We start from the raw sequence: 16,329 nt of genomic DNA, 5'->3' as shown, positions 1-16,329 counted from the left end.
CATCCCCGACACCGGGGGTGCCCGCCTCCGCGTGTCCGCAGCCCCCAGCCCGCAGCCCGCAGCCCGCAGCCCGCAGGTGCGTCGGGCCGCGGGCAGCGACCCGACACACCGTCAGAGGAAGTGCCGGATGGGCGCGGTGGCGGCTTCCAGAGCCCGCAGCGCGGGTCCGCGGCGGCGCCAGCGGCCGGGCGTGACGCGTTCGCTGCGGGACAGGTCCTGGTCGAAGTGCCGGTCGAGCCGGGCGGTGAACTCCTCGTCGAGGACGGTGAGGACGACTTCCTCGTCGTGGTCGAGCGAGCGCCGGTTGAAGTTGGCGGAGCCGATGACGGAGGCCGCCCCGTCCAGCGTCAGCACCTTGGCGTGCATCATGGTCGGCCGGTAGCGCCACACCGCGACGCCGGCCGCGGTGAGCCGCTCGAAGTGGCGTTCGCCGGCGAGCTGGCAGACCCGCTTGTCGGTGTGCCGGCCCGGCACCAGCAGGTCGACGGCGACGCCCCGGCGGGCGGCGTCGCACAGCAGGTCGACGAAGTAGCTGTCGGGGGCGAAGTACGCGGTGGCCAGGCGCAGTCGGTGCTCGGCGGAGGAGATGACGACCCGCATCAGGGTCTGCAGGTCCTGCCACCCCACGCTGGCGGAGCCGCGCACCACCTGGACGACGGCCCGGCCGGGCTGCTCGTGGTCCTCGAAGCGGTCGGCGGCGTCGTACAGGGTGCCGGGGGCGCACTCGGCCCAGTTCTGGGCGAAGGCGGCGGCGATGCCGTCCACCGCGGGGCCGACCACGCGCACGTGGGTGTCGCGCCACTCGCCGGGGTGCCGGGCGTCGCCGCACCATTCCTCGGCGATGCCGACGCCCCCGGTGAACGCGGTGCGGGCGTCGACCACCAGGACCTTGCGGTGGCACCGGTGGTTCTGCTTGAACGGCGAGAGCCGGACCGGGCGGCGGAACCAGGAGATCCGGACGCCGCTGCTGAGCATCAGGTCGACCAGGTCGGGTTCGATCAGGCGGCTGCCGAAGCCGTCGAGCAGCAGCCGGACCCGGACGCCCTCGGCGGCCTTGCGGGCCAGGGCACGGGCGAACACCCGGGCGATCTCTCCGCGCCAGTAGACGAACGTCATCAGGTCGACGGTCCGGCGCGCTCCTTCGACGGCCTCCAGCATGGCCGGGAAGATCTCGTCGCCGTTGCGCAGCGGGGTGAGCAGATTGCCTTCGGTGGCGGCGATCCCGATCAGCCCTTCCAGGCGGCGGCGCAGCGCCCGGCCGCGTTCCGACCCGCCGCCGTCGGCGAGTGAGGGGTCGGGAGCGGGTGCGGGGGACGGCACGGTGGCTTCGGTCGTCATGGCGGGGGTTCCTCCGTCCGCGGGATGGGTGGCCGCGCTCGGCTACCCGCTGGTGCGGGTTCGATGCCGGGGCGGGCGGCCTTTCGCGGCCGACGGGGGATGAAATCCGCCGGTGGGGGGACACGGGTGCCATGACGAGGACTCAGGGAGGCGGGCGGCCCCTCGCCGGGCTGCTGGCGGTGTTGGCGGCGCAGGCGGCGCTGCTGGTGGCGGTCGGACTGCTGATCACGCATCCGCCGGCCGGCTGGTGGGATCCGCGCGAGGGCGCGCTGGTGGGGTGGCTGGCCGAGCACCGCAACCCCGCGGCCACGGCGGTGAGTTCGTTCGCGTCGGCGGTGGCGTTCACGCCGGCGGTGGTGACGGTGACGGCGGTGGCCGCCGGGTTGCTGCTGCTCGGCCGGCGGTGGCGGCCGGCGGTGCTGCTGGCGGGTGCGGTCGCGGTGCAGGCGGCGCTGTTCGTGCTGGTGGCGCACGTGGTGGACCGGCCGCGGCCGGAGGTGGTGCGGCTGGACGGCGCGCTGCCGACCTCGGGTTTCCCGTCCGGCCACGTGGGCGCGGCGACCGCGCTGTACGGCGGCCTGGGGCTGCTGGCGCTGCACGGGGTGCGGGGCCGCTGGCGGGTGCCGCTGTGCGCGCTGGCGTGGGCGGTGCCGGTGCTGGTGGCGTTCGCCCGGCTGTACCGGGGGATGCACCATCCGACGGACGTGCTGGCGGGCGCGGCGAACGGCGCGGCCGCGCTGTGGGCCGTGCGCCGGGCGCTGCCGGCCCGTCAGGAGCGGCCGCGGTGGCTGCCGTTGGACGGTCCGGTCGCGGTGGTGTTCAACCCGGTGGTGGTGGACGGGGCGCTGCTGGACCGGCTGTGCGCGCTGCTGGCGGTGCCCGGCGGCGGGGAGCCGCTGCGGCTGCCGGGCGCGGCGGACGATTCGGGGCGGGCGGCGGCGGCCCGGGCGCTCGCGGCGGGGGCCCGGACGGTGGTGGCGTGCGGCGGCGACGGGACGGTGACGGCGTGCGCCGAGGCGGTGGCGGGCACCGGTGCGACGCTGGTCGTCGTCCCGTGCGGCACCGGCAACCTGCTGGCCCGCAATCTGGGGCTGCCGGCCGGCCCGGAGGCGGCGCTGGCGGCGGCGCTGAGCGGCCCGGTCCGCCGGATCGACCTGATCCGGGCCGAGGGCGACGGCTTCCCGGAGCGGGCCGCCGCGGCGATGGTCGGCATGGGCCTGGACGCCGCCGTGATGGCCGACACCGGGCGGGCGTTGAAGCGCCGGCTCGGCTGGCCCGCGTACCTGGTGGGTGCGGCCCGGCACCTGGGCGACCGGCGGATCGCGCTGACGGTGACGGTGGACGACGGGCCGCCGGTGCGTCGCCGGGTGGGGACGGCCGTCGTCGGCAACGTGGGTGCGCTCCAGGGCGGGGTGCGGCTGCTGCCGGGCGCGGCGCCCGACGACGGGGTGCTGGATCTGGTGCTGGTGCAGCCGCACGGGCTGCGCGGCTGGTGCGCGGCGCTGTTCGCGCTGGTCACCGGGGTGCGCCGGAGCGGCCCCGACGCGCCGCTGGAGCACTTCCGGGGCCGCCGGATCGTGCTGGCGGCGGACCGGCCCTGCCCGCGCGAGTGCGACGGCGACCCGGTGCCGGGCGGTCGGGTGCTGTGCCTGACGGTCCGTCCGGGCGTGCTGCTGGTGCGGGCCCCGGGGCTGCCGGCGCCGGCGGCGGCCCGCGAGGCGGTGGCCTGATGGGGACGGCCAGCCGGGTCCGGGGCGGACGCGAGCATCTGTCGGCGGACGAAGCGGTGCTGACGCTGCGTGAGCGGGCCCGGTGGTCGCTGGTCCGGGACGCCTTCCTGCGCTTCCGGTACGCCGACGGGTTCAGTCACGCCCGGGCGCTGGCGTTCCAGGCGGTGCTGGCGCTGATCCCGTTCGCCATCGCCGTGGTGGGCCTGGCCGCGTCGCTGCACGGCGGGCCGGTCGGGCAGTTGGTGGCGGGGAGCGTCGAGCGCCTGGCGCCGCCGTCCAGTGCGGCGCTGGTCCAGGAGGTGCTGGAGCGCAGCCGGCAGCGGTCCGGCGGCACCCTCGCGCTGTGGTTCGGCGCGGTGTTCTCGCTGGTGAACCTGGTGGCGGCGATGGCGCAGATCGAGCGCGGCGCGAACCGGATCTACGGCATCGAGCGGGACCGGCCGTTCCCCCGCAAGTACGGGCGGGGCGTGCTGATGGCGGCTGCGGCGGGGCTGCCGCTCGGTACCGGGTTCCTGGTGCTGGTGGCCGGGCCGCAGATCGCGGCGGCCGGGCAGGAGGTGTTCCGGCTGGGTCCCGGCACGGTGCTGGCGTGGTCGTGGCTGCGCTGGCCGGTGGGTGTGCTGCTCAGCCTGGTGTCGGCGAGCGTGGTGTTCCGGCGGGCCCCGCGCCGCCGGCAGCCCGGCTACAGCTGGCTGGCCTTCGGGGCCGGCGTCTACCTGGTGCTGTGGGTCGCGGCGACCTGGCTGCTGGGCCTGTACCTGCGCCTGTCCGGTTCGTTCGACGCGGTGTACGGGCCGCTCAGTGCTGTCTTCTCGCTGCTGGTGTGGGCATATTTGACGGCGATCGCGCTGTTCGTCGGCCTGTCCTTCGCCGCCCAGTTGGAGGCCGACCGGACCGGCCGGCCCGGCCCGGTGCTGCCCGACCCGCTGGTCGGGCCCGACCCCGGGGCGGCGGCGACGCCGGCCCACGACCGTGGAAGGACCTCGCAGTGACCCGCCCCCTCGGCCGCCCGCGCCGCCCACGCTTCTCCCCGCGCACCGCCGACCTTCGGCTGGGCGTACGGCTGCTCGCCGCCGTGGCCGCGTTCGCGGTGGCGGCGGTGCCGGTGGCGCTGCTGCTGGTGCTGGTCGAGGCGCACTGGGGGCCGCTGCACCGGCTCGACGAGTCCGCGGCGGTGGGCCTGCACCGGGCGGTGCGCGCGCACCCGGCGCTGCTGGGCGTGGTGCGGACGTTCAGCGACCGGGTGTGGGATCCGGTGACGATGCGGCTGCTGGTCGCGTTGGCGGCCGGGCTGCTGCTGTGGCGGCGGGCCTGGCGGCTGGCGCTGTGGGCGGCGGGCACGGTCGCCGCGTCGGCGCTGATCGGCGCGGCGGTGAAGCTGGCGGTGGCGCGGGCCCGGCCGTCGCTGCCCGATCCGGTGGCGCACGCGCCGGGGTTCTCGTTCCCGTCCGGGCACGCGATGACGGCGGCGACCTGCTGCGCCGTGCTGCTGCTGGTGCTCCTGCCGCTGCTGCGGCCCGCGCTGCGCCGGGTGGCGTGGGCGGTGGCGGTGGTCAGCGTGCTCGGGGTGGGGTTCACCCGGGTCGCGCTGGGGGTGCACTGGGTGAGCGACGTGCTGGCGGGCTGGCTGCTCGGCCTCGGGCTGGTCGCGGCCACGGCGTGGGCGTTCGACGGCTGGCGGCGCGACACCGGCCGGCCTGCCGCCCCCGTCACCGAGGGTCTGGAGCCGGAACTCGCCGACGACGACCAGCCTGCCGGGCCGGAGGGCCCCGAGGGTCGTGCGGAGTGATGCCGCGGCGGTGGGCGCGGGCGCGCGGTCAGGAGTGGTGGAGCCGGGCGACGAGCAGCGCGACGTCGTCGCTCTGGGCCTTGGCGAAGGTGGACAGCAGCAGGTCGCCGATGCTGTCGGGGCTCGGCGGGGCGTCGGCGTAGACGGTGCGGAGGGCTTCGAGTCCGGTCGCCAGGTGTTCGCCCGGGACTTCGATCAGGCCGTCGGTGACCAGCAGCAGGGTGGCGCCGTCGGGCACCGGGTGGGTGGTGGGCGGCGGCTGCGGCATGTTGAGGCCGAGCAGGATGCCGTGGTCGTCGAGGTAGCGGGTGGTGCCGTCGGGGAGTCGTAGCGCCGGCGGCAGGTGGCCGGCGTTGGCGATCCGGAGGTGGCGGCGGTCGGGGTCGATCAGCACCAGGCAGACGGTGGCGGTGAGGCCGGGGCGCAGCCGTACCAGTAGCGCGTCCAGGCGGTGCAGCAGGGTCTGCGGGTCGTGGCCCTCGATGGCGTAGGCGCGCAGGGCGTGCCGCAGTTCGCCCATCGCCATGGCGGCCTCCAGCGAGTGCCCGGCGACGTCGCCGATGGCGAGCAGCAGGCCGGCCGGGGTGTCGAGGGCCTCGTAGAAGTCGCCGCCGATCTCGCTGCGGGCGGAGGCCGGTTCGTAGCGGACGGCGAGTTCGACGCCGGGGACGGCGGGGAGCCGGCTGGGCAGGAAGGAGCGTTGCAGGGTGAGGGCGAGGGCGTGTTCCTCGGCCTGGCTGCGCTGGGCTTCGAGGGCGAGGGCGGCGGCCTGGGTGAGCTGGGAGAGCAGGCTGCGGGCGTCGGGGGCGGCGACGGCGTCGCGGTCGACGGCGAGGGCGAGCAGCGGGCGGCCGGGTTTGGTGCGGGCGACGACGAGGGCGGTGGGGCCGTCCGGGAGTCCGGCGGCGGCGAGGCCGTGGCCGGTGCGGACGGTGTGCCACTGCTCGGCGTCGAGGAGGGTGGTGTCGGTGCCGGTGGCGTCGCCGAGGGTGTGGTGGGCGAGGGCGTCGAGCAGGCGGGCGGGGCGTGCAGCAGCCGGAGGGGTTCGGGGCCGTCGGCGTGGTGGGCGAGGTGCAGGGTGTCGCGGTCGGGTCCGAGGGCGATCGCGGTGGCGCGGGCGGCGCCGAGCCGTCCGGCGCCGAGGGCGGCGGCGGTGACGAGTCCGTCGGTGTCGGTGGCGCCGTAGAGGGCGAGGGTGGAGCGGTGCAGGGCGGCGACCCGGGCGGCCAGCCGTTCGGCGCGCTGGCGGGCCCGGGTGTAGCGGAGCACGGCGGTGACGGTGGCGCGGAGTTCGGCCGGGTCGATGGGTTCGGTGAGGTAGGCGTCGGCGCCGCGGTGCAGGCCCTGGGTGCGGTCGCTGGCCTCGATCGCGGTGGCGGAGATGTGGACGACGGGCAGGGCCGCGGTGCGGGGCTGCCGCTTGATGCGTTCGCACACCTCGAAGCCGGTCATGTCGGGGAGGCTGATGTCGACGACGGCGAGTTCGGGCAGCTCGGCGGCGGGGGTGCGGTCGAGCAGGTCGAGGGCCTGGGTGCCGTCGACGGCTTCGACGACGGTGTGGCCGGCCCGGCGCAGCCAGCTGCCGATCAGGTAGCGGGTGGCGTCGTTGTCGTCGAGCACCAGCACGGTGGCGGGGCCGGCGTCGGTGGGTGTGCTGGTCACGGTCCGTCCTCGGGCGGGGTGCGGCGGTGCGGGGGCGCGGCCAGCGCGGTGGCGAGGCGGGTGGCGGTGAGGCCGGTCTTGGGCAGCACGTCGCGGGCGTGGGAGAGGCGGGCGCGTTCGGCGGCGGTGAGGGTCGCGGAGGTGACGACGACGACCGGCAGGTGGGTCAGCTCGGGGTCGGCGCGGAGGGCGGCGAGGACGTCGTGGCCGTCGGTGTCGCCGAGGTGCAGGTCGAGGACGACGGCGTCGGGGCGGGTGCGGCGGATCGCGGCGTAGGCCTCGGTGCCGTCGTGGACCTCGACCACGCGGTCGGCGATCTGCTCCAGCAGGGGCCGCAGGACGGCCCGGAAGGCGGGGTCGTCGTCGACGGCGAGCAGCACGGCGGGGCGGCCGGGGCGCGCTGCGGGCGGGCGGGGAGGCGGACGGTGAGGGTGGTGCCGCGGCCGGGGGCGCTGTCCAGGTGCAGGGTGCCGCCGAGGATCCCGGCGAGGCGGCGGGCGTAGGGCAGGCCGAGTCCGGTGCCGCGGCGGCCGCGCTGGTGCGGGCCCTTGACCTGGTAGAACTCCTCGAACACGCGCTCCTGCTGGTCCTCGGGGATGCCGACGCCGGTGTCGGTGACGGTCAGCACCAGGGTGGAGTGGGCGGTGTCGCCGCTCGGCGGGTCGAGCCGGGTGTCGAGGCGGACGCTGCCGGTCTCGGTGAACTTCAGCGCGTTGGAGAGCAGGTTGCGCAGGATCCGGGCGAGCATCGTCTCGTCGCCGAGCAGCGGGTCGAGGCCGTCGGGGACGGGGCCGATCCGCAGTTCGACGCCGGGGCGGGCGAGGCCGCGCAGGGTGCCTTCGAGGTGGGTGAGGACGGCGCGCAGGTCGAGCGGCGCCCACTGGGGTTCGAGGGTGCCGGACTCGGCCTTGGCGACGTCGAGGAGTTCGTCGACGAGTCCGAGCAGGGTGCGGCCGGAGCCGGCGATCAGCGCGAGTTGGCGTTCGCGTTCCTCGGGCGGCGCGTCGGTGTCGGCGCGGAGCAGTTCGGCGAGGCCGACCACGGAGTTGACGGGGGTGCGCAACTCGTGGCTGACGTTCGCCCAGAACCGGCTCTTGGCTTCGCTGGCCTCGCGCAACTGGCGTGATTTCTCGTCGAGTTCCGCGTAGAGCGCGACCACGCCGCGGTTGGTCTCCTCCAGTTCGCGGGAGAGTTCGGAGTACAGCGCGAGGACGCCCCGGTTGGTCTCCTCCAACTCACTGTTGAGGCGCTGGAGTTCCTCGCGCTGGGCGCGGGTCTGTTCGAGGGCGGCGATCAGGTCGTGGGTCTGGGCGCGGGAGTCCTCCTGGGCGCTGGGGCCGCTGTGCACCGCGAGCAGCCGGCGGGCCCGCTCGACCAGGTCGGTGTCGGCCTCGCCCGCCGGGTGCAGGCGCTGTTCGACGCGGGCGGTGCCGCCGTCGTCGGTGGGCCGGTGGTGGGTGGGGAGCAGCCGGGCGGAGGCCTCCAGGGCCTCCGCGGACAGCCGGTGCAGGCCGTGCCAGGACAGGGTGACGTGCAGGACGGGCGCCGGGTCGGGGTGCAGCGCGAAGGTCGCGGTGAGCCGGTCGGCGCCGAGCAGGTCGCGGCTGAGTTCGCTGAGCGCGGTGGCGAGCCGGACGGCGTCCTGGCTGTCGGCGCCGAGCAGGTCGGCGACGGCCCGGGCGCTGCGGCGCAGGGCGAAGGTGTCCTGGGCGGTGCTGATGGTGGTGACCTCCAGCGGCACGGGCGGACGGGTGGGCGGACCGTTCACCAGGCGCCCTTCGCGACGGCCACGCCGGCGTCGTCCCGGCGCACGCCGGCCTCGCGGAGCAGCAGGGCGGCGGCGGTCACCGGCAGGTGGCTGAACAGGCCGGGCAGGTCGGCGGCCCGCCAGCGGCCGGTGAGCCCGTCGGAGTGCAGGACGACGGCGCTGCCGGGGGCGAGTTCCTGCCGGACGGTGTGCGGGGCGGTCATCTGGTGGCCGACGATGCCGGGCGCGGACGGCAGCGCCCGGCGGGCGCCGGTGGCGGTGTCCACCACGAACGCGCTGACGTTGCCGACGCCGCAGAAGGTCAGCCGCCGTTCGGCGGGTTCGACGAGGGCGACGGCGATCGCGCCGCCGCGGCCGGCCCGCAGCGCCCGGTGCAGGTCGGCGAGCACCTGGTCGGGGGTGTGTGCGGCGCTGCGGTGGAAGGCGGCGACGGCGTCGGAGGTGGCGCGGGCGGCGAGCGGGCCGTGACCCAGCCCGTCGCAGAACATCAGCAGGAACGCGCCGCCGCCGCCCGGCTGTTCGGGTCCGGCGGGGGCGGCCGGCCGGGGGCGCGGTTGGTGAGCGCCGCCCAGTCGAGCCGGGCGGCCCCGGCTCGGCCGGGTGCGAGCGCGCCGGCCGCGTACCGGTCGGGCGCGGGGTGGGCGGGGCGTATCGCCCAGGCGTCGCCGCACAGGTCCTGGCCGCTCATCGGGCGGGTGAGGCCGGCGGCGACGGGCTCGCCCTGGGCGGCGGCGTCGCGGCCGCCGGGGTGCGGTTCCAGAACCGGGCGACGAGCACGGTGCCGCGGCCGGGCAGCGAGTGCAGGTCGAAGGTGTCGGCGAGCCGGGCGATCGCGCCGAGGCCGATGCCGAGGGTGCCGTCGGAGGAGTAGCCGTCGGCGAGCGCGCCGGGGACGTCGGTCATCCCGGGTCCGCTGTCGACGGTGACGAACTCCAGGGCGGCCTCGGTGTCGGTGCGCACCACGCGCAGCACCATCGCCCCGTCGGCGGCGTGCCGGAGCAGGTTGGTGGCGGCCTCGCTGACGGCGACTCCGACTTCGGCGACCCGTTCGGGCAGCAGGCCGATGCGGTGGGCGAGTTGGCGGGCGGTGCCGCGGGCGGCGGCGGGCAGCGACTCGGAGTGCCGCAGCCAGACGGCGTCCTCGCCCTCGAGGACGGGGGAGGTCAGCGCTTCCACTTGGTCACCGACACCCTCGTCCCGGTGGCGGGCTCGCTGTGCAGGTCGAAGTCGTCGACCAGGCGGCGGGCACCGCTGAGGCCGAGGCCGAGGCCGCCCCCGGAGGTCCAGCCGTCGGTCAGCGCCAGGTCGAGGTCGGGGATGCCGGGCCCGCGGTCCTCGAACACGGCGTGCACGCCGACCCGGCCGGCCCGGCGGACGGCGGCGCAGCGCATCCGGCCGCCGCCGCCGTAGACCAGGGTGTTGCGGGCGAGTTCGCTGGCGGCGGTGACCAGTTTGGTCTGGTCGACCAGCGACAGCCCGCACTGCTGGGCGTAGGTCCGCACGGTCTGCCGGGCGCGCACCACGTCGTCGTTGGACGTGATCGGGACGGTCTCCTCCTGTTCCACCTCGTGCCCGGTCATGGGCGGGCCGTACGCGCGGTACGGTCGCGTTCGAGGAGCGCCAGGCCCTTGTCGAGGGTGAGCGCGGTGCGCACCCCGCCGAGCGAGAGGCCGAGTTCGACCAGGGTGATGGCGACCGCGGGGCGCATGCCGACGACGACGGTCTCGGCGTCCAGCATGCGGGAGATGGCGGCGGTGTTGGCGAGCATCCGGCCGACGAAGGAGTCGACGATCTCGAGGGCGGTGATGTCGATGACGACGCCGCCGGCGCCGGTGGCGACGATCCGTTCGGCGAGGTCGTCCTGCAGGTCGAGGACGGTCTGGTCCTCCAGGTCGATCTGGATGGAGACCAGCAGGACCTGGCCGATCCGGAGGATGGGGACGCGGTCGCTCACCGGTCGCCGCCCGCGGTGCTCGGGGCGGCGGGCTGCTGGGCGCCGCTGCGGTGCAGGACGTGGCGCAGCGCGTCGGCGAGGGTCGCCTTGGTGACGATGTCGCCGAACTGGACGCCGAGCGCGACCAGGGTCTGCGCGATCTGCGGCCGGATGCCGGAGATGGTGCATTCGGCGCCCATCAGGCGGGCGGCGACGACGGTCTTCAGCAGGTGCTGGGCGACCTCGGTGTCGACGGCGGGCACGCCGGTGATGTCGATGATGGCGTGCTCGGACTCGGAGTCGACCAGGCTCTGCAGCAGCTTCTCCATGACGACCTGGGTGCGGGCGGAGTCGAGCGTGCCGACCAGCGGGACGGCGACCACGCCTTCCCACAGCTTGACGACGGGGGTGGAGAGTTCGAGCAGCTGCTCGGCCTGCGCGCTGATGATCTCCTCGCGGGCGCGGGCGTAGGTCTCGATGGTGAACAGGCCGAGGGCGTCCAGCAGCCGGGTCAGCTGGAGGTAGGCGGTGATGTCCTCGGCGGTGCTGTCGGTGGTGGGGGCCAGCACGTCCTTGCACGCGAAGACGCTGACGGCGGTCTCGGTGGGGGTGAACCCGTGCCGGGCCCGGGTGCGGGACATCTCGACCAGCAGGGCGCGGACCTCGGAGTAGTCCTCGCCGCGCCAGTCCAGGCCGCCCTTGCCGAGGGCCTGGGTCAGCGCCTGGTAGAGGTCGGTCAGTTCGCGCTCCAGTTCGGCGCGGCTGATCCGGCCGCCGAGGGTGGCCGCCACCGCGTCCACCCACTGGTCCTGCAGCGCGTCGTCCCGGCTCAGCAGCTCGACGAGCCGTTCGGACGCATGCTCCACCGCCATGTGGCGTTCTCCTCGTTCGTGCGGCTCCCTCCGGTGGGGAGCCTCGGCGCCGCCGACCCGGGAGGGTCGGTCCGGCCACCGGGCTCCGGCTGCCCCGAGCGGCGCAAGGTATGCACCCGGCGCGCCGGATTTTCCCCGCGCGGCCGCCCGCCCGTGCCACGGCGGCCCCGGGCGGGCGGCAACGGCCTTGCGGCGCTGGTCAGTTCCGGTTCTCGGCGCGGAACATCCAGCTGTGCTTCTCGAGGGCGGCGGTGACCGCGATCAGCAGGTCCTGGGTGACGGCGTCCGCGCTGTCGGTCTGCTCGATCCGTTCCCGCATCCGGCCGATCACCGCGCCGAACGCCTCCACCAGGTGGCCGACCACCTCGTCGTCGGCGATCCAGCCGGCCGGGAACTCCGGCAGGCCGCTGGTGCGGGCCAGGGTGGCGGCCCGGCCGTCGGGGCTGACGCCGATCGCGGCGGCCCGTTCGGCCACCTGGTCGGCGAAGTCGCGGGCGGTCGCCACCACCTCGTCGAGGTGCAGGTGGACGGAGCGGAACCGGGGTCCGTACAGGTTCCAGTGCGCCTGCTTCGCCACCAGCGACAGATCCACGAGGTCGACCAGAGCGCCCTGCAGTGCGCCCCCGGCCGTGTCGCGGTCGCCGTCCGCCAGCGGGCTGTGGGTGAGGTCCATGGGGGGTCCTTCCGCATCGGGGGTGTGATGGGGCCGGTGTTCGTCCGGCCGCCCTCCGGCTGCCCCCTCGGGCCGGACGGAAACCCCCCGGCCGGCGGGCGGAAGCGCCGGCCGGCGGCCGGTAACGGTTCCGCAACCGCGACGCGTGGACCGCGCCGCTCCGGGTAGCCGCGCGGTGCCGCTCCCCGGCCCCGGCCACCCGGCCGGGCCGGACGCACCGGACTCGTCAGCACCGCACCTCCAGCAGAATGAGGTACCGCCGCATGCCCGTCGCCACGTCCCGGTCCACCGACGTCACCCTCCCCGAGGGCCCGTTCCCGCACGTCGCCGTCACCGCGGAACTCCGCTTCGAGACGGCGCTGCCGTACGGCGTGTGCCTGGCCTTCCCGTCCCGCGGCCCGGACGGCGGGACCATCGAGTGGTACTTCGGCCGCGAGCTGCTGGACGAGGGCCGCCGCGCCCCGGTCGGCGACGGCGACGTGCTGGTCGGCCCGGCCCGGACGGCCGGGTGCTGGTCACCCTGAGCCCGCACGACGGCCGGGCGGTGATCAGCATCCCCGCCGACGCGGTGGCGGCGTTCCTGGAGGACTCCTTCGCGCTCGTCCCGCCCGGCGACGAGTCCGAGCACCTCGACCTGGACGACCTGCTGGCCCGGATCCTCGCCTGACCTCGTCCGCCCCGGGTTCCGCCCCGGGCCCCCGGTGACGGGGCGTCAGGCCGCCAGGGTGATCCTGATCCGCTTGCCGCCCCCGGCCAGCCCGTGGATCTCCCAGCTCGCGGCGACCAGCTGGACCAGCGCCCAGCCGCGCCCGCCGATCCGGGTCGGGTCCGTCAGGCTGGCCCCGTCCCCGCTCGGGCGGCGGTCGTCCGCGTCCTCGACGTCGATCGTCAGCACGCTGCCGCCCGCACCCGCCCGGACGGCGAACCCGGTCACTCCCCCGGCGTGCCGGATGGCGTTGGTGACCAGTTCCGTGACGGCCAGGCAGGCGTCGCCGTGCAGCCGGACGTGCTCGGCGGCATGCCGGCCGAGCGCGGCGGTGACCGCGGCCCGGGCCTCGGCGGCGGTCCGCACCGCCGGGCCGGCGGCGGCCCGCCCGGTCGGATCGGTGTCGGTGGGCGGCATGGTGGTGTCCTCGGATCGGCTCCTGTGCGTCCCGCCCCCGAAACCACGGGGCCGCACGCGGGTCTGTCACCTCTCGGTTGCCCGGCCATCCGCGCGCCACACCGGCCGAACGTGTACCGTCCGCCGTCCGGGACGCTTCCGCGCCGCCGCACCGGCCGCCCGGCCCTCGCGGGCGCGCGCCTCGGGGTGGCGCGCGGCGGGCGATAGCATGGCCGTTCGGGTGCGGCCCGTCCGGTCCGGTACCGGCCCCGGTCGGCCCGCACCACGCTCGCCGAGCGCGGCAGGCCCCAGCGTCAGCCGCGGCCGGCGACGACCGATTGCGAGGTGAGGGCCCGTCGGGGCCCCGACCATGGCTTTTCCCCCCATCTTTCCCCCGGCGACGGCCGGCGCGGAGTTCCTGACCGGCTCCCCGTACCCCGTGGCGGTGCTGGATCCCGCCGGCGGGCTGCGGCACGCCAGCCCCGCCGCCCGCCGCCTGCTGGCGCCGCCGGCCGACCCGCAGCACGGCGACGCGACCGCCGGTCCGGTGCCGGCCTGGCTGCGGCGGGCGCACCTGCGGCTGGCCGGCGGGGGCCGCACGGGTGTCGTCCGGCACAGCGACCCGCTGGCCGGCACCGTCGAGGCGCACCCCTCCCCGCAGGCCGACGGCAGCGTGGTGTGGTGGTTCGTCGGCGCGGACGGCTGCTCGGCGGTGCTGCCGGGGACGGCCGGCGGCGGACCGTGCGACTGGGAGCTGCTGACCCGGCTGTCCGGTCTGCTGCTGTCCTCGCTGAACGTGGACCGGATCCTGGAGACGGCCGCCCGGCAGGCGGCGCTGCACCTCGCGGACGCCGCCGTGGTGGTCTCCCCGCCCCGCGGGCGGACGCTGCGCTTCGTCTCCGCGCTGGGCGGCGGCGACCCGGTGCACCGGCAGGTGCGGGCCGATCCGGCGGAGGTGCCGGGGCTGGCGGAGGCGCTGCGCGGGTTCCCGCCGGTGCCGTCGCGGTGGATCGACCCGAGCGCCACGCCGGACTGGCTGGTGCCGGAGGGCCTGGGCCGGGTCGGCTCGGTGGTGGTGACGCCGCTGCCGGGCCACGGCGTCCCGGCGGGGGCACTGGTGCTGCTGCGCGGCGCGGCCGGCGGCGGCTTCGACGCCGACGAGGAGGTGTTCGCGCGGATGTTCGCCGCGCGGGCCGGCGCGGCGGTCTCGGCGGCCGTCATGTACTCCGACCAGGCCTCGGTGACCGACCTGTTGATGCGCGAGCTGCTGCCGCCGCGGCTGGCGCACCTGAACGGCGTGGACTTCGCGGGCGGCTACCGGGCGTCCGTGGACCGGGACCGGATCGGCGGCGACTTCTACGACGTGCACCCGTCCGCGGAGCCGGACGGCGAGGCCCTGGCGCTGCTGGGCGACGTCAGCGGGAAGGGCCTGGAGGCGGCGGTCATGACCGGCAAGGTGCGCAACACGCTGCACGCCCTGCTGCCGCTGGCGGACGACCACCAACGGGTGCTGCAACTGCTGAACCGGGCGCTGCTGACGTCCCATCACACCCGGTTCGCCTCGCTGGTGCTGGCCTCGGTGCGCCGCGAGGGCGAGCGGGTCCGGGTCCGGCTCTCGGCGGCGGGCCATCCCGCGCCGATGGTGGTGCGCGCCGACGGCCGGGTCACGCCGTCCAGCACGCTGGGCAGCATCGTGGGCGTGCTGCCGGAGGCCACCACCCGCACCGACACGGTGCTGCTCGATCCCGGCGAGGCGTGCGTGCTGTACAGCGACGGCATCACCGAGGCCCGCGGCGGGCCGACCGGCCGGGAGCAGTTCGGCGACCACCGGCTGCAACAGGCCTTGGGCGAGTGTGCGGGCATGCCCGCGGAGGCGATCGTGGAACGGGTGCAGATGCTGGCCTCGCAGTGGATCCGGGACGGACGGCACGACGACATGGCGGTGATGGTGATCGCCGCGCCGCCGCGCGGCCACCTCGCCCTGGTCGGCGGCCGCCCGGGGCGGGCCGCATGAGCGCGCAGCAGACGGCGGCCCCGGCCCGCCTCCCCGTTCCCGTCCCCTCCCCCGCCGACCTGACCGACCGGCTGTGGACGGCCGTGCTGGCCGGCGACCAGACCGCGGCGGCCGCGCTCGCGGTGGGCGCCCTGGAGTCCGGCCTCGCCCCGGAGGCGCTGCTGCTGGACGTCATCGCGCCCCTGCAGGCCCGGATCGGCCGCGAGTGGGCGGCGGACCGGATCAGCGTGGTGCAGGAGCACGCCGCGACCGCGGTCACCGACCGGGTGGTGGGCGTGCTCGCCGGCCATCCGGCGTTCGCGCCCGCCGTGCCGGCCCGCGGCCGGGTCACGGTGGCCTGCGTGGACGGCGAGTGGCACGCCTTCCCGGCCCGGCTGCTGGCCGAGGTGCTGACGCTGCGCGGCTGGCGGGTGGACTACCTGGGCGCGCAGTGCCCCACCCCGCACCTGATCGCCCACCTGCACCGCACCGCGCCCGACGCGCTGGCGCTGTCGGCCTCGCTGGCGGCCCGGCTGCCCGCCGCGCACGCGGCGATCACGGCCGCGCAGGCCGCGGGCGTGCCGGTGATCGCGGGCGGGGCGGCGTTCGGCGCGGACGGGCGGTACGCGTACCTGCTCGGCGCGGACGCCTGGGCGGCCGACGCCCGCTCCGCCGCCGACCGGCTCGCGGGGGGCCTGCCCGCCCCGGCCTCGCCGCACCTTCCGGTGGACGACCTGCCGCACCTGGTCGACCAGGAGTACACCCTGGTCAGCAGGAGCTCCCGGCAGCTGGTGGCGGCCGTGCTGGCCGCGCTGGAACGGGAGTTCCCGCCGGTCCGGAACTACACCGAGCTCCAGCGCGAGCACACCCTCGACGACCTCGGGCACATCGTCGAGTACCTGGCGGTGGCGCTCTACACCGGCGATCCCGCACTCTTCGCCGACTTCCTGGCGTGGACGGGCGAGGTCCTCGCCGCCCGCTCCGTCCCGGACGCCTTCCTCGCGTTCTCGCTGCGCGTGCTCGCCGACGAGCTGCGCGACCTGCCGCGCAGCGTCGCCGTCCTGACGGCCGCCCGGCAGCCCTCCGACCTCGGGTCCCCGTCATGAGCGGCCCCGAGCGCGCCCCCGCCGCCGCCCCGCCGGCCGCCGTCACCGTCCCGGTCACCGGCGAGCTCGACCACGAGAGCTGCGACGACCTGCTCCGGGCGGTCGCCGAGCTGCTCGCCGCCCGTCCGGACGCCGAGGCGGTCCGCCTGGACTGCCACGGCATGTCGCTGTGCGACTCGATGGGCCTGTCCGTCCTGCTGCAGCTGCGCCGCGACGTGGACGCGGCCGGCCGCCGCCTGCTGCTGGACCGCCGGCCCGCACACTTGGAACGGCTGCTGCACCTCACCGGCACCGCCGACTACCTGCTCGCCGACCACCGCCCGCACTGAAGGCGCGCGAAGGCCCGCACCGTCCGTCCGGTGC

Annotated in this window: 18 protein-coding genes and 2 pseudogenes; 8 read left to right on the top strand and 12 right to left on the bottom strand. The window is 76.5% G+C overall.

All coding sequences use genetic code 11. The features are described from left to right. Window positions 1–111 precede the first annotated feature (111 nt). Window positions 112–1,338, bottom strand: coding sequence for a phospholipase D-like domain-containing protein (locus tag KCH_RS33070; protein WP_035869319.1), 1,227 nt, complete (start codon window positions 1,336–1,338; stop codon window positions 112–114). A gap of 131 nt (window positions 1,339–1,469) precedes the next feature. Between KCH_RS33070 and KCH_RS33065 the strand changes: the two genes are divergently transcribed. The 3 genes from KCH_RS33065 to KCH_RS33055 are packed head-to-tail and all read left to right on the top strand — an operon-like array spanning window position 1,470 to window position 4,857. Continuing rightward, complete coding sequence (locus tag KCH_RS33065; protein WP_063750221.1) at window positions 1,470–3,068, top strand: bifunctional phosphatase PAP2/diacylglycerol kinase family protein; 1,599 nt, start codon at window positions 1,470–1,472, stop codon at window positions 3,066–3,068. Further along, on the top strand, window positions 3,068–4,060 hold the full coding sequence (locus KCH_RS33060) for a YihY/virulence factor BrkB family protein (RefSeq protein WP_035869315.1): 993 nt from the start codon (window positions 3,068–3,070) through the stop codon (window positions 4,058–4,060). Before KCH_RS33065 ends, KCH_RS33060 begins: the two co-directional genes overlap by 1 nt. Then, window positions 4,057–4,857, top strand: coding sequence for a phosphatase PAP2 family protein (locus KCH_RS33055; protein ID WP_035869312.1), 801 nt, complete (start codon window positions 4,057–4,059; stop codon window positions 4,855–4,857). Before KCH_RS33060 ends, KCH_RS33055 begins: the two co-directional genes overlap by 4 nt. A 28-nt stretch (window positions 4,858–4,885) precedes the next feature. Here KCH_RS33055 and KCH_RS47495 read toward each other — a convergent pair. From KCH_RS47495 to KCH_RS33020, 10 genes and pseudogenes are all read right to left on the bottom strand, one after another. Then, window positions 4,886–6,519 (bottom strand): annotated as a pseudogene (locus tag KCH_RS47495) (SpoIIE family protein phosphatase). Next, a complete protein-coding gene (locus KCH_RS45400) occupies window positions 6,516–6,899 on the bottom strand; it encodes a response regulator (RefSeq protein WP_244305537.1) in 384 nt (127 codons plus the stop codon). Before KCH_RS45400 ends, KCH_RS47495 begins: the two are co-directional and overlap by 4 nt. Then, a pseudogene (locus KCH_RS46300) lies at window positions 6,899–8,287 on the bottom strand (sensor histidine kinase); the annotation flags it as partial. The pseudogene KCH_RS46300 and the gene KCH_RS45400, both read right to left, overlap by 1 nt. Continuing rightward, window positions 8,284–8,775 (bottom strand): SpoIIE family protein phosphatase, encoded by a 492-nt coding sequence (locus KCH_RS46830; RefSeq protein WP_341865446.1) that lies wholly within the window; start codon window positions 8,773–8,775, stop codon window positions 8,284–8,286. The pseudogene KCH_RS46300 and the gene KCH_RS46830, both read right to left, overlap by 4 nt. Then, a complete protein-coding gene (locus KCH_RS46825) occupies window positions 8,775–8,975 on the bottom strand; it encodes a hypothetical protein (RefSeq protein WP_341865445.1) in 201 nt (66 codons plus the stop codon). Before KCH_RS46825 ends, KCH_RS46830 begins: the two co-directional genes overlap by 1 nt. Beyond that, window positions 8,972–9,463 (bottom strand): anti-sigma regulatory factor, encoded by a 492-nt coding sequence (locus KCH_RS46820; protein ID WP_341865444.1) that lies wholly within the window; start codon window positions 9,461–9,463, stop codon window positions 8,972–8,974. Before KCH_RS46820 ends, KCH_RS46825 begins: the two co-directional genes overlap by 4 nt. Further along, the gene (locus KCH_RS33035; RefSeq protein WP_035869309.1) at window positions 9,451–9,867 is read right to left on the bottom strand and encodes an anti-sigma regulatory factor; all 417 of its coding nucleotides are present in this window, start codon (window positions 9,865–9,867) and stop codon (window positions 9,451–9,453) included. Before KCH_RS33035 ends, KCH_RS46820 begins: the two co-directional genes overlap by 13 nt. Continuing rightward, window positions 9,864–10,241 (bottom strand): STAS domain-containing protein, encoded by a 378-nt coding sequence (locus tag KCH_RS33030; protein ID WP_035869306.1) that lies wholly within the window; start codon window positions 10,239–10,241, stop codon window positions 9,864–9,866. Before KCH_RS33030 ends, KCH_RS33035 begins: the two co-directional genes overlap by 4 nt. Then, entirely contained in the window at window positions 10,238–11,092 is an 855-nt protein-coding gene (locus tag KCH_RS33025; RefSeq protein WP_035869304.1) for an STAS domain-containing protein, read from the bottom strand. Before KCH_RS33025 ends, KCH_RS33030 begins: the two co-directional genes overlap by 4 nt. Before the next feature lie 199 nt (window positions 11,093–11,291). Continuing rightward, complete coding sequence (locus KCH_RS33020; protein WP_035869302.1) at window positions 11,292–11,765, bottom strand: Dps family protein; 474 nt, start codon at window positions 11,763–11,765, stop codon at window positions 11,292–11,294. A gap of 263 nt (window positions 11,766–12,028) precedes the next feature. Between KCH_RS33020 and KCH_RS38785 the strand changes: the two genes are divergently transcribed. Together KCH_RS38785 and KCH_RS41905 are read left to right on the top strand one after the other, a co-directional pair. After that, window positions 12,029–12,289: an SsgA family sporulation/cell division regulator gene (locus KCH_RS38785; RefSeq protein ID WP_051653715.1), complete on the top strand. Its 261-nt coding sequence runs from the start codon at window positions 12,029–12,031 to the stop codon at window positions 12,287–12,289. Beyond that, a complete protein-coding gene (locus KCH_RS41905; protein ID WP_157032293.1) occupies window positions 12,274–12,432 on the top strand; it encodes an SsgA family sporulation/cell division regulator in 159 nt (52 codons plus the stop codon). Before KCH_RS38785 ends, KCH_RS41905 begins: the two co-directional genes overlap by 16 nt. 45 nt (window positions 12,433–12,477) lie before the next feature. Here the strand turns inward: KCH_RS41905 and KCH_RS33010 are convergent, their stop codons facing one another. Then, window positions 12,478–12,888, bottom strand: coding sequence for an ATP-binding protein (locus tag KCH_RS33010; protein ID WP_051653714.1), 411 nt, complete (start codon window positions 12,886–12,888; stop codon window positions 12,478–12,480). Between the two features lie 349 nt (window positions 12,889–13,237). Here KCH_RS33010 and KCH_RS33005 point away from each other — a divergent pair, with 349 nt between their 5' ends. The 3 genes from KCH_RS33005 to KCH_RS32995 are packed head-to-tail and all read left to right on the top strand — an operon-like array spanning window position 13,238 to window position 16,295. After that, complete coding sequence (locus KCH_RS33005; protein ID WP_084224063.1) at window positions 13,238–14,881, top strand: PP2C family protein-serine/threonine phosphatase; 1,644 nt, start codon at window positions 13,238–13,240, stop codon at window positions 14,879–14,881. Then, the gene (locus KCH_RS33000) at window positions 14,878–15,966 is read left to right on the top strand and encodes a cobalamin B12-binding domain-containing protein (RefSeq protein WP_051653713.1); all 1,089 of its coding nucleotides are present in this window, start codon (window positions 14,878–14,880) and stop codon (window positions 15,964–15,966) included. Before KCH_RS33005 ends, KCH_RS33000 begins: the two co-directional genes overlap by 4 nt. Then, a complete protein-coding gene (locus KCH_RS32995) occupies window positions 15,963–16,295 on the top strand; it encodes an STAS domain-containing protein (RefSeq protein WP_035869296.1) in 333 nt (110 codons plus the stop codon). The genes KCH_RS33000 and KCH_RS32995 overlap by 4 nt, the downstream gene beginning before the upstream one ends. Window positions 16,296–16,329 lie beyond the last annotated feature (34 nt).

The organism is Kitasatospora cheerisanensis KCTC 2395, assembly GCF_000696185.1.
In the GTDB taxonomy this organism is placed as follows: domain Bacteria; phylum Actinomycetota; class Actinomycetes; order Streptomycetales; family Streptomycetaceae; genus Kitasatospora; species Kitasatospora cheerisanensis.
This window is presented reverse-complemented; position numbering and strand designations above follow the sequence as displayed.